The following is a 12,462-nucleotide window of genomic DNA, read 5'->3' as shown; positions in this document are numbered from 1 at the left end:
AGCGGGGGTTGGGGTGAGGGTACGGGGCGAAGCCCTCGCAATGTTTGATTGCATGAGGCTTCGCCCCGTACCCTCATCCGCCCCTCCGGGGCACCTTCTCCCGGAGGGAGAAGCAAAAGCATGTTGCCCTACCAACCAAACGATTGTAGATGCGGGGCTTGCCCCGCATTGGGCTTTCCCGGTGAAGCCACGTGTGGGGCAAGCCCCACACCTACAAAAACAGCAGCCCTGCCGCTTCTCGTTATTTGGCCTCAAAGCCGCTGCCGCACCGCCTCGAACAGCGCCACGCCGGTGGCCACCGACACGTTCAGGCTCTCCACGTCACCCGGCATCGGGATGCGCACCAGCCCGTCGCAGGTTTCGCGGGTCAGCCGGCGCAGGCCATCGGCCTCGCCGCCCATCACCAGCGCGACGTTGCCGCGCAGGTCGAGCTGGTGAATGGTCTGCTGCGCTTCGCCGGCCAAGCCGTAAATCCACACACCCAGCTTCTGCAGGTCCTTCAAACAACGCGACAGGTTGGTCACCGCCACCACCGGGATGCGGTCGGCGGCGCCGGCGCTGGTCTTGCGCACGGTGGCGTTGACCGGCGCGCTCTTGTCCTTGGGAATCACCACCGCGGTGACGCCGGCGGCCGCGGCGCTGCGCAGGCAGGCGCCGAGGTTGTGCGGGTCCTGCACCTCGTCCAGCACCAGCACCAGCGCCTTGCCCTCGGCGGCCTCGACCAGCCCCTGCAGTTCGTTCTCGCCCCACAGCTTGGCGGCGGCATAGCGCGCGGCCACGCCCTGGTGGCGCACCTGCCCGGCCACGCCGCCCAGCGCCTGTGCATTGACCTTGCGCACGTCGATGCCCTTGCGCAGCGCGTTTTCCTCGATCTCGACCAGCCGCGGGTTCTTGCTGCCGGCCTCGATCAATACTTCACGGACGTTCTCGGCGTCCTTCTCGATCGACGAGGCCACGGCGTTGACGCCGACGATCCATTGGTTTTGTTTGCTCATTGCGGGGAATGGGGAGTTGGGAATGGGGAATGGTGGGCTTGCGGCCGGAAACGCGTGCAGAGGAAAGAGGAACGAGTAAAGCAAAGGCAGAAACAAAAGTAGTGCCGACCAACGGTCGGCACCCACCGGCACCAGACTTCATCTTGTCCGGTGGTGCCCGACCGTTGGTCGGGCAAGGCTGTTGCCTTCACTCGTTCCTCTGCACTCGTTCCCGCTTTCAATACTTCTGCTTCACCCGCTTGGCCGGCTTGCCGCGTGGCGGCAGCGGCGGCAGGCCGTCGTCGATCACGCCGCCATCCAGCCGCTCGACCAGCCGGAAGTCGATCTTGCGCTCTTCCATGCTGGCCTTGAGTACGAGGATGCGCACGCGGTCGCCGAGGCGGAACTGGTTGCCGTGGCGGTCGCCGGTGAGCGTCTTGCGGATCGGGTCGAACTGGTAATAGTCGTGTGGCAGCTGGGTGACGTGCACCAGCCCGTTGACCTTGGAGTCGTCCAGTTCCACGAACAGGCCGAAGCTGGTCACGCCGCTGATGACGCCGTCGAACTGGCCGCCGACGTGCTTTTCCATCCACGCCGCGCGGAACCGCTCGTCGACCTCGCGCTCAGCCTCGTCGGCGCGGCGCTCGCGCTCGGAGCATTGCAGCGCCAGCGCCGCCATCTCGCGCGGGGTGTAGAGGTACTTGTCCGGCGCGCCGCCGGTGAGCGCGTACTTGATCGCGCGGTGCACCAGCAGGTCCGGGTAGCGGCGGATCGGCGAGGTGAAGTGGGCGTAGGCGTCCAGCGCCAGGCCGAAGTGGCCGTTGTTGTCCGGCGAATACACCGCCATCGACTGGCTGCGCAGCAGCACCGATTCCAGCAGCGCCGCATCCGGGCGCTCGCGCACCTTCTTCAGCAGCTTGGTGTAGTCGCCCGGCTGCACCTTGCTCCACGCCGGCAGGCTCAGCTTGAACTCCTTGAGGAACTCCAGCAGGTCGGCGTACTTGGATTCCGGCGGGCGCTCGTGCACGCGGTACGGCGCCGGGACGTGCGCGGCCAGCAGGTGGCGCGCGGCCTGCACGTTGGCGGCGATCATGCATTCCTCGATCAGCTTGTGCGCGTCGTTGCGCACCAGCATGCCGGCCTGGGTGACCTCGCCGCGGTTGTCCAGCACGAAGCGCACTTCGCCGGATTCGAATTCGATGGCGCCGCGCCGCGCACGTGCCTTGGCCAGCACTTCGTACAGCTGGTGCAGGCGCTGCACCTGCGGCAGCTGCGCGCCGATTTCGGCCTGCGCCTGCGCATCGTCCTCGCCCACCGCCTTCCATACCTGCGTATAGGTCAGGCGCGCATGCGAGTTCATCACCGCCTCGTAGAAGCGCGAGCCGGTCACCTCGCCCTTGCGATCCACCTGCATGTCGCAGACGAAGCACATGCGGTCTTCCTTCGGCCGCAGCGAGCAGATGCCGTTGGACAGCGTCTCCGGCAGCATCGGCACCACGTAGCCGGGGAAATACACCGAGGTCGCGCGTTTCTGTGCTTCATCGTCCAGCGGCGTGCCGGGGCGCACGTAATGCGACACGTCGGCGATGGCAACCACCAGCCGGAAGCCGTCGCGGTTCGGCTCGCAATACACCGCGTCGTCGAAATCCTTGGCGTCCTCGCCGTCGATGGTCACCAGCGGCATCTGCCGCAGGTCCACGCGGCCGCCGATCATCGACGGCTCCACCATCATCGGGATGGCGGTGGCTTCGTCCAGCACCTCCGGCGGGAATTCGTGCGGCAGGTTGTGGCCGTGGATCGCGGTTTCCACCACCAGCGACGGGGTCAGCCGGTCGCCGAGCACGGCGATGATCCTGCCGATCGGCGGGCGGCGCGAATCCGGGGCATGGATCAGTTCGCAGACCACCAACTGGCCGTCCTTCGCGCCGCCGGTGGCGTCGGCCGGAATCTGGATACTGCGCTGGATGCGCTTGTCGTCGGGCACCACGTAATTGATGCCCAGCTCGACGCTGTAATGGCCGATCAGGCGGCTGACGCCGCGCTCCAGCACGCGCGCGATGCTGCCCTCGCGGCGGCCACGGCGGTCGATGCCGGTGACGTTGGCCAGCGCGCGGTCGCCGTGCATCACCTTGCGCATTTCGTAGGGCGGCAGGAACAGGTCGTCGCCGCCCTCGTCCGGGCGCAGGAAGCCGAAGCCTTCCGGGTTGGCGATGACCGTGCCGGGGATCAGGTTGGTCACCAGCACCGGGGCGAAGCCGCCGCGGCGGTTCTGCACCAATTGCCCGTCGCGCACCATCGCGCCCAGGCGCTTGCCCAGCGCGTCGGCGCGGTCCGGCTCGGTCAGGCCCAGCAGTTCGCCGATCTCCTGCGCGTTGCGTGGGCCGTCGCAGCGGTCGAGCAGTTGCAGGATCGCCTCGCGGCTGGCGATGGGGTTCTCGTAGCGCTCGGCCTCGCGCGCGGCCTGCGGGTCGTCGAACAAGGGCTTGGCACGGCGGCCGCGCACGAAGCTCTGCGGCGGCGCCCCGTCCCCGGGCTTGTTCCTGCCGCTCTTGGGCTTGGCCGGGGCGGCCGCGACATCCGGCATCCACGGCGGTAGCTTGGCGGCCTTGCGTGGCTTGGCCGGCGCCTTGCCCGGCGTGCTGCCGGCGGCGGACGTGGGGGCCTTGCCGGCCCCGGTGGTCTTTTTGTTCTTCATTGCCGGCCATGGTAGCGCCTGCATCCGCACCGCAGCGTGTACCGGCCGAAAAACCGTTGACACCCCCATGCCCAACCCGCACAATGCGCGCCCTGAGTCGCCCAGGTGGCGGAATTGGTAGACGCACTAGTTTCAGGTACTAGCGGGTAAAACCGTGGAGGTTCGAGTCCTCTCCTGGGCACCATGACTCAAGCAGACGAAAACCCGCGAAAGCGGGTTTTTTCGTTTCCGGCATTCCTTGTGCCGACACCTGCCGCCGCAGGAGCGACGTGAGTCGCGGCCGGGGCTTTGGGGCGTCGATGCCGCTCTCCAGCATGAGCACCACCTGTTGACGCCAGCCGCCGGCACCCGCATAATTTCCCTCCTGAGTCGCCCAGGTGGCGGAATTGGTAGACGCACTAGTTTCAGGTACTAGCGGGTAAAACCGTGGAGGTTCGAGTCCTCTCCTGGGCACCACGACTCAAGCAGACGAAAACCCGCGAAAGCGGGTTTTTTGTTACCCGCCATTCGTGGTGGCAGCCTTCGGGCCATCGATCAGCGATGTCAAAAACCGCTCCCGGCGGTTTTTCCGTTTCCGGCTTCACTCCATTTGCCGCCCCCCCCTGCGCCCCGGTGGCGCCCGACCGTTGGTCGGGCGGCGGCGCGCAGCGCCGGCAGGTTCGGTGCAATGGACAAAAAGCAGTGCCGACCAACGGCACCCACCATCGCGGGGCGCGTCAGTGGCCGCCGGCCGAGGCGGCGCTGCCGGCACCCGCGCCGAACGGCGGCTTGGCCAGCCACAGGAAGGCGATGATCGCCAGGAACACCCAGCCGAGCAGGTAGAAGATGTCGTTGAAGCCCATCTGCGAGGCCTGGTGGTTGATCATGGTGTTGAGCAGCGCCGCGCCGTGCTGCAGGTCGCCCTGCCCCATCGCCGTCACCTGGTCCTGCATGCCCGGCGTGTAGGCCGAGATGTGCTCGGTCAGGTGCGCGTGGTGCTCCTGGGTGCGGTGCGCCCACAGCCAGGTGGTCAGCGAGGCGGCGAAGCTGCCGCCCAGCGTGCGCAGGAAGGTGGCCAGGCCGGAACCGGCGGCGATCTCGCGCCCGTCCAGGTCCGACAGCAGGATCTGCAGCACCGGCATGAAGAATAGCGCCACGCCCACGCCCATCAGCAGCTGCACCCCGGCCACGTGCTGGAAGTCCACCTGCAGGTTGAAGCCCGAGCGCAGGAAGCTGGTCAGCGACAGGAACACGAAGGCGATGGATGCCAGCATGCGCATGTCGTAACGGCCGGCGTACTTGCCGACGAACGGGGTGAGGATCACCGGCAGGATGCCGATCGGCGCGGTCGCCAGGCCGGCCCAGATCGCGGTGTAGCCCATGTCGCGCTGCAGCCACAGCGGGATCAGCAGCGCCACGCTGAAGAACGCCGCGTAGGCCACCACCAGCGCCAGCGTGCCGGCGCGGAAGTTGCGGTGGCGGAACAGGCGCAGGTCGACGATGGGGTCCTTGTCGGTCAGTTCCCAGATCAGGAACACCGCCAGCGCCACCACCGACACGCAGCTGAGCACCACGATCTTCGCCGAGGAGAACCAGTCCTCGTCGTTGCCCAGGTCCAGCACCAGCTGCAGCGCGCCGACGCCGATCACCAGGGTGATCAGGCCGACGTAGTCCATCTTCGGCTTCTCGATCTGCTCGGGCCGGCCCTTGAGCTGGCTGCCCACCACCAGCGCGGCGAAAATGCCCAGCGGCACGTTGATCAGGAAGATCCATTCCCAGCTGTAGTTGTCGGTGATCCAGCCGCCGAGGATCGGCCCGGCGATCGGCGCGACCACGGTGACCATCGCCAGCAGCGCCAGCGCCTGCCCGCGTTTCTCGCGCGGGTAGATCGACACCAGCAGTGACTGGGTGATCGGGTACATCGGCCCGGCGACGAAGCCCTGCAGCGCGCGCGACACCACCAGCATGCCCATGCTCTGCGCCAGCCCGCACAGCAGCGAGGCGACGGTGAAGGCCAGCGTGGCCCAGACGAACAGCCGGGTCTCGCCGAAGCGGCGGCTGAGCCAGCCGGTCAGCGGCAGCGCGATGGCGGTGCTGACCGCGAACGAGGTGATGACCCAGGTGGCCTGCTGCGAGCTGGCGCCGAGGTTACCGGAAATGGCCGGCAGCGAGACGTTGGCGATGGTGGTGTCGAGCACCTGCATGAACGAGGCCATCGCCAGGCCGATGGTGCACAGCGCCACGCTGGGCGGCGCGAAACCGGCGGCCGGCGCGCCCGGCGTGGCGGGCGCGGCTGGAGCTTGAGCGGACATCGGGCGTCGCCTCAGCCGGCCCTGGCCTGCCGCGGCAGGTTGTCGTGGATGATGCGGCCGATCGCCGCGTCGGCGTCATGCAGCTGTTTGGCGTAGACATCGGTGTCGAACACGTTGCCCGCGGCCGGCTTGGCCGGCAGCACCTCGCCGTTCTGGTCGCGCAGGCTCACCTCGGCTTTCATCGACAGGCCGATGCGCAGCGGGTGTTCGCCCAGCTGCTTTTCGTCGATGGCGATGCGCACCGGCACGCGCTGCACGATCTTGATCCAGTTGCCGCTGGCGTTCTGCGCCGGCAGCAGCGAGAACGCCGAGCCGGTGCCCAGCCCGAGGCTGGCGATGCGGCCCTTGTACTTCACCTCGCCGCCGTACAGGTCCGAGCGCAGCTCCACTTCCTGGCCCAGGCGCATGTGTCGCAGCTGGGTTTCCTTGAAGTTGGCCTCGACCCACATCTGCTCGGTCGGCACCACCGCCATCAGCGGGGTGCCCGGCTGCACGCGCTGGCCCACCTGCACCGAGCGCCGCGCGACGAAGCCGGCGACCGGCGCGACGATGCCGGCGCGGGCGTTGTTGAGCCATGCCTGGCGCAGCTGCGCGGCGGCGGCCTGCACGTCCGGCTGGGTCGCCACCACGGTGTCGTCGACCAGCGCGCGGCTGCGCTCGAAGGTTTCGCGCGAACCGGCGACAGCGGCTTCGGCCGCGGCCAGTTCGTCGCGGGCGTGGGCCAGTTCCTCGTTGGAGATCGCCCCGGTGGCGGCCAGGTCCTTGCGCCGGGCGAAGTCGTCGCGGGCGCGCTTCAGGCTGACCTGGCGCGCGTTCAACTCGGCCTGCGCACCCTCGACGCTGCGGTACAGGCCACGCACCTGGCGCACGGTGCGGGCGAGGTTGGCTTCGGCCTGCTGCAGCGCCACCTCGGTATCGGCCGGGTCGAGCTGCACCAGCAGCTGGCCCTGCTCCACGCGCATGCCGTCGTCGGCGGCGATGGCGACCACGGTGCCGGCCACCTGCGGGGTGATCTGCACCTGGTTGCCCTGCACGTAGGCGTCGTCGGTTTCCTCGAACCAGCGGCCGAAGGCGAAGTACCACAGTGCGAATGCCGCCAGCAGCAGCACGACGATGGCCAGCAGCCCGCGCAGCAGGCGGCCACGACGGCTGGGCGCGGCGGGGGCTTGGGGAGTTGCGGAGGTCTGAGTCATGGGGGAACTCTCAGGAATGCGGTGATACGGAGGAATGGGAAAGGCGCGCGTCGGCATCCGGCTCGAAGCCGCCGCCCAGCGCCTGGCTCAGCCTTGCCGCGGCCAGCAGGCGCTGGGCGTGCAGCGTGGCCTGCAGCTGTTGCGCGGCCAGCAGCTGCGCCTGTGCGCCAAGCACGTCGAGGTAGTTGCCGACGCCAGCGCGGTAGCGCTGGCTGGCCAGGTCGAAGGTCGCGCCGGCGGTCTCCACCGCCTGCTGCTGCGACTGCACCTGCTGCTCCAGCGAGCGCACCGCGTTGACCTGGTCGGCCACCTCGTGCAGCGCATCGACCACGACCTGGTTGTAGCCGGCCACGGCCAGGTCGTACTGCGCGTCGGCGCCGGCCAGGTTGGCGCGCAGGCGGCCGCCGTCGAAGATCGGCAGGCTCAGCGCCGGGCCGAGGTAGGCGAAGGTGGAGCTGCTCTCGAGCAGGTCGCCGACGCCGGGGGCGACCACGCCGGCCAGCGCGGTGAGGTTGAAGCTGGGATAAAAGCGGGTTTCGGCCACCTTGACCTGCTTGCCGGCCGCTTCCACCCGCCAGCGCGCGGCCACCACGTCCGGGCGCCGGCCCAGCAGTTCGCTGGGCAGCACGCCGGGCAGTTGCAGCGCGGCGGCGTCCAGCGCCTGCGGGCGCTCGATGCGCAGGCCGCGGTCCGGCCCCTGCCCGAGCAGCGCGGCCAGCGCGGTGCGGGCCGCGTCTATCTGCTGCTGCGCCGCCTGCAGCTGCTGCTGCGCGGCGGGGATGCGGGCTTCGGCCTGGCGCACCTGCAATTCGCTGTCGATGCCGGCGGCACGGCGCTGGCGCACCAGTTGCAGCGTCTTCTGCGCACGTTCCAGTTCCTGCTCGGCAACGTCGTTGGACTGCCAGGCACGGTCGAGCTCGACATAGGCGCGGACGACGCCGGCCGACAGGTTCAGGCGCGCGGCCTGGGCATCGACGGCGGCGGCATGCACGCCATCCACGGCCGCTTCCCAACTGGCGCGCTTGCCGCCCCACAGGTCGAAGCCGTAGCTGAAATCGAACGCCACCTGGCCGCTGCCCATGTAGTGGCCGCCCATCTCGTCGCCGACCATCGACTCGGGCAGGCGTACGCCGGTATAGCCACCGGACACGGACAGGCTCGGCAGGCGGTCGGCATGGGCGATGCCGGCCTGCGCCTGTGCCTGGCGCAGGCGCGCGTCGGCCGCGTCCAGGCTCGGGTGGCCGGCCAGCGCCTCGGCGACGAGCGCATCGAGTTGCGGGTCGCCGAAACCGCGCCACCAGTCGCTGGCCGGGAAACCGGCCACGGCCAGGTCGCTGGTGGCCAAGGTGCGTTCGCTGTGCAGGGCATCGGCATCGAGCAGCCGGCCCTGCGGTTGCAGGCCGCCGCTGCTGGCGCAGGCGGCCAGCGCCAACGCCAGCGCCGACGGCAGCAACGACCGGGCACGGCGCGGCAGGGTATGGAGCGGGAAAGTGGTCATGGGGGTGTCAGGGAGTCGCGGATCCGGGTAAGGAGGGACATCAGCAGGGCGCGCTCTTCGGGGCTCAGGTCGCGCATGGCGTAATCCATCACCGCGTCACCGCGCTTCTTCAGCCGCGCGCACAGCTCGCTGCCCTGCTCGGTCAGCACGATCTGCAGGGCGCGCCGGTCCTGCGCATGCGGCTCGCGGCGGACACACCCGAGGGATTCGAGCTTGTCCAGCAGCCGGGTCACCGCGCTGGGCACCTGGTCCAGCGCCTGCGCCAGTTCGTTGGCGGTGCACGGGGCCATGTGCGCCAGCGTTTTCAGGCCGACGAAATGGGTGAAGCCGATGCCGAGGTTTTCCTCGGCCAGCGACAGGTCGAGCTGGCGCGCGAGGTTGTCGCGCACCTGCCGCAGCAGCAGGCCGAAGCTGGGGGGATTGGCGGAGGCGCAGATCATGGGCGCGCATTTTCCTTCCGAAAGGAATATTTCTCAACGGAAATATTTCACCCGGCATCAAATGCTGTGTTGCATCAATGGATCGATCCCCGGCCCCTGTCACCAATCCGCGGCTTGGCATCCCCGGGCGCATGCGGATAATCAACCGTTTGCGGGGGCGGCGGCCGTCGCCTCCCCCAGCCACAGGTAACAGCCCCGCATGACCGAACTCGTACGCACCACCTTCCACGGCTACGAACAGCAGCCGTTGCGCGAATACGCCGAACGCGCCTACCTCGACTACTCCATGTACGTGGTGCTGGACCGCGCCCTGCCCTTCATCGGCGACGGCCTCAAGCCGGTGCAGCGGCGCATCGTCTATGCGATGAGCGAGCTGGGCCTGAACGCGGCGGCCAAGCCGAAGAAGTCCGCGCGCACCGTGGGCGACGTGATCGGCAAATACCACCCGCACGGTGACAGCGCCTGCTACGAAGCGCTGGTGCTGATGGCGCAGCCGTTCTCCTACCGCTACCCGCTGATCGACGGCCAAGGCAACTTCGGCTCCAGCGACGACCCCAAGTCGTTCGCGGCCATGCGCTACACCGAGTCCAAGCTGACCCCGATCGCAGAGGTGCTGCTGGGCGAACTCGGCCAGGGCACCACCGACTGGGCGCCCAACTTCGACGGCACGCTGGAAGAGCCGAGCTGGCTGCCGGCGCGGCTGCCGCACCTGCTGCTCAACGGCACCACCGGCATCGCCGTGGGCATGGCCACCGACGTGCCGCCGCACAACCTCAACGAGATCGTCAGCGCGCTGGTACGGCTGATCGACGACCCCGCGGCCGGCGTCGCCGAGCTGTGCGAGCACGTGAAGGGGCCGGACTACCCGACCACCGCCGAGATCATCACCCCGGCCGCCGACCTGCGCACGATGTACGAAACCGGCAACGGCAGCGTGCGCGCCCGCGCCACCTTCGCCCGCGAGGGCAGCAACATCGTCATCACCGCGCTGCCGCACCAGGTGTCGCCGTCCAAGGTGATCGAGCAGATCGCCCAGCAGATGCGCGCCAAGAAGCTGCCGTGGCTGGAGGACATCCGCGACGAATCCGACCACGCCAACCCGGTGCGGGTGGTGCTGATCCCGCGCTCGAACCGCGTGGATGCCGAACAGCTGATGGGCCACCTGTTCGCCACCACCGACCTGGAAAAGAGCTACCGGGTCAACCTCAACGTCATCGGCCTGGACGGCCGCCCGCAGGTCAAGAACCTCAAGCAGCTGTTGAGCGAATGGCTGCGCTTCCGCCAGGACACCGTCACCCGCCGCCTCAACCACCGCCTGCAGAAGGTCGAGCGCCGCCTGCACCTGTTGGAAGGCCTGCTGGTGGCCTTCCTCAACCTGGACGAGGTGATCCGCATCATCCGCACCGAGGACGAACCGAAGCCGGCGCTGATCGCCCGCTTCGGCCTGTCCGAGGACCAGGCCGAGTACATCCTGGAGACCAAGCTCAAGCAGTTGGCCCGCCTGGAGGAAATGAAGATCCGCGGCGAACAGGACGAGCTGGCCGCCGAGCGCGAGAAGATCCTGTCCATCCTCGGCAGCGCGGCGAAGCTGAAGAAGCTGGTCAAGGACGAACTGCTGGCCGACGCCAAGAAGTTCGGCGACGAGCGCCGTTCGCCGCTGGTGCAGCGCAGTGCCGCCCATGCCATCGACGAAACCGAGCTGGTCGCCAGCGAACCGGTCACCGTGGTGCTGTCGGAAAAGGGCTGGGTGCGCGCGGCCAAGGGCCACGACGTCGATGCCGCCGGCCTGTCCTACCGCGAGGGTGATGGCCTGCTGGCGGCGGTGCGCGGCCGCAGCACCCAGCAGGTGGCCTTCCTCGACAACACCGGCCGCGCCTATTCCACCCCGGCGCATACCTTGCCCTCGGCGCGCGGCAACGGCGAACCGCTGACCGGCCGTTTCTCGCCGGCCGCCGGCAGCGCCTTCGTCACCCTGGCCAGCGGCGACAACGACACCCGCTTCGTGCTGGCCTCCAGCCACGGCTACGGCTTCGTCACCCGCTTCGAGAACCTCACCGGCCGCAACAAGGCCGGCAAGGCCATGCTCAACCTCTCGACGGGCGCAGCGGTGCTGCAACCGGCGGTGGTGGCCAGCACCGAAAGCGACCGCATCGTCGCGGTCACCAGCGCCGGCAACATGCTCGCCATCCCGGCCAGCGAACTGCCTGAGCTGGACAAGGGCAAAGGCAACAAGATCATCGAGATTCCGAAAGCCAAGCTCGCCACCGAGCGCGTGGTGGCGGTGGTCGCGGTATCGCCCGGCAACACCCTGCAGGTCCGCAGCGGCCAGCGCACCATGAACCTGTCGTTCAAGGAGCTGGATGCCTACGTGGGCGCGCGGGCCAGCCGCGGGCATCTGTTGCCCAGAGGCTGGCAGAAGGTGGAAGGGCTGGACATCCAATAACCCACTTCACCGGCGCGCGGCGGCGCGGCCGGCATTGTCGTCACCATGCGCATGCGTGGCGCGGCAGAAGGCGGAAGGGCTGGACGTTCAATAGACAGGGCACCGGTAAAGCCTCATGCGGGGCAAGCCCCGCATCTACAACTCGCCGTAGGTGCCGGGCTTGCCCGGCACGGGCTTTCCCGGGAAAGCGCCATCGCGCACCAAGGTGCGCTCCTACAATGGCGCTCCCTGCACACCGCGAGTTCCCCATGCAACCCGACTTCTGGCTGCAACGCTGGCAACAAGGACAGATCGGCTTCCACCGTGGCGAAGTGATGCCGCTGCTGGAAAAGCACTGGCCGGCACTGCAACTGCCCGCCGCCGGCAAGGTGTTGGTGCCGCTGTGCGGCAAGACGCTGGACATGCACTGGCTGGCCGCGCGGGGCCACCGCGTGCTCGGCGTGGAGCTGTCGCCGCTGGCGGTGGAGCAGTTCTTCGCCGAAGCCGGGGTCACGCCCGAGCGCCATGCCAGCGGCAATGGCGAGCACTTCACCGCCGGCCCGATCGAGATCATCCGTGGCGACGCCTTCGCGCTCGGCGACGCGCTGCTGGCCGACGTCGCCGCCGTCTACGACCGCGCCGCGCTGATCGCGCTGCCGCCGGAACTGCGCCGGCGCTACCGCGACACGGTGTACGCGCGGCTACCGGCCGCCTGCCAGGCGCTGGTCATCACCCTCGAATACCCGCAGGCGGAAAAATCCGGCCCGCCGTTTTCGGTGGACCAGGACGAGATGCAGGCGCTGTTCGCCGCCGGCTGGCAGCTGGAACTGCGGGAACGGCGCGACATCCTCGCCCAGGAGCCGCGCTTCCGCGAAGAAGGCGTGAGCGCGCTGGCCACCGCCGTGTACCGCCTGCGGCGCCCGTGAACCTGTAGGAGTCAACTGTCATT

General features: G+C 68.7%; 8 protein-coding genes and 2 tRNA genes. 4 read left to right on the top strand and 6 right to left on the bottom strand.

Features of this window, described 5'->3' with window-relative positions:
* Nucleotides 1-251 precede the first annotated feature (251 nt).
* The gene (gene rlmB / locus ABB34_RS12480; protein ID WP_057641660.1) at nucleotides 252-995 is read right to left on the bottom strand and encodes a 23S rRNA (guanosine(2251)-2'-O)-methyltransferase RlmB; all 744 of its coding nucleotides are present in this window, start codon (nucleotides 993-995) and stop codon (nucleotides 252-254) included.
* A gap of 217 nt (nucleotides 996-1,212) precedes the next feature.
* Nucleotides 1,213-3,669, bottom strand: coding sequence for a ribonuclease R (gene rnr, locus ABB34_RS12475; protein ID WP_057641659.1), 2,457 nt, complete (start codon nucleotides 3,667-3,669; stop codon nucleotides 1,213-1,215).
* A gap of 99 nt (nucleotides 3,670-3,768) precedes the next feature.
* Between rnr and ABB34_RS12470 the strand changes: the two genes are divergently transcribed.
* Both ABB34_RS12470 and ABB34_RS12465 read left to right on the top strand, forming a co-directional pair.
* Nucleotides 3,769-3,853 (top strand) — tRNA-Leu (locus ABB34_RS12470).
* A 187-nt stretch (nucleotides 3,854-4,040) separates the two neighbouring features.
* Nucleotides 4,041-4,125, top strand: a tRNA-Leu gene (locus ABB34_RS12465).
* A gap of 260 nt (nucleotides 4,126-4,385) precedes the next feature.
* Here the strand turns inward: ABB34_RS12465 and ABB34_RS12460 are convergent.
* The 4 genes from ABB34_RS12460 to ABB34_RS12445 are packed head-to-tail and all read right to left on the bottom strand — an operon-like array spanning nucleotide 4,386 to nucleotide 9,091.
* Nucleotides 4,386-5,960: a DHA2 family efflux MFS transporter permease subunit gene (locus tag ABB34_RS12460; RefSeq protein WP_057641658.1), complete on the bottom strand. Its 1,575-nt coding sequence runs from the start codon at nucleotides 5,958-5,960 to the stop codon at nucleotides 4,386-4,388.
* An 11-nt stretch (nucleotides 5,961-5,971) separates the two neighbouring features.
* On the bottom strand, nucleotides 5,972-7,153 hold the full coding sequence (locus ABB34_RS12455) for an HlyD/EmrA/EmrK family protein (RefSeq protein WP_057641657.1): 1,182 nt from the start codon (nucleotides 7,151-7,153) through the stop codon (nucleotides 5,972-5,974).
* Nucleotides 7,154-7,163: 10 nt separating this feature from the next.
* Nucleotides 7,164-8,651, bottom strand: coding sequence for an efflux transporter outer membrane subunit (locus ABB34_RS12450; RefSeq protein ID WP_057641656.1), 1,488 nt, complete (start codon nucleotides 8,649-8,651; stop codon nucleotides 7,164-7,166).
* On the bottom strand, nucleotides 8,648-9,091 hold the full coding sequence (locus tag ABB34_RS12445) for a MarR family winged helix-turn-helix transcriptional regulator (protein ID WP_057641655.1): 444 nt from the start codon (nucleotides 9,089-9,091) through the stop codon (nucleotides 8,648-8,650). Before ABB34_RS12445 ends, ABB34_RS12450 begins: the two co-directional genes overlap by 4 nt.
* Nucleotides 9,092-9,290: 199 nt before the next feature.
* On the opposite strand from ABB34_RS12445, the gene parC reads away from it, so the two are divergent.
* Together parC and ABB34_RS12435 are read left to right on the top strand one after the other, a co-directional pair.
* Entirely contained in the window at nucleotides 9,291-11,534 is a 2,244-nt protein-coding gene (gene parC, locus ABB34_RS12440; protein WP_057641654.1) for a DNA topoisomerase IV subunit A, read from the top strand.
* 248 nt (nucleotides 11,535-11,782) lie between these two features.
* Nucleotides 11,783-12,439: a thiopurine S-methyltransferase gene (locus ABB34_RS12435; RefSeq protein WP_057641653.1), complete on the top strand. Its 657-nt coding sequence runs from the start codon at nucleotides 11,783-11,785 to the stop codon at nucleotides 12,437-12,439.
* Nucleotides 12,440-12,462: the final 23 nt, after the last annotated feature.

The organism is Stenotrophomonas daejeonensis (genome assembly GCF_001431505.1).
In the GTDB taxonomy this organism is placed as follows: Bacteria; Pseudomonadota; Gammaproteobacteria; order Xanthomonadales; family Xanthomonadaceae; genus Stenotrophomonas; species Stenotrophomonas daejeonensis.
This window is presented reverse-complemented; position numbering and strand designations above follow the sequence as displayed.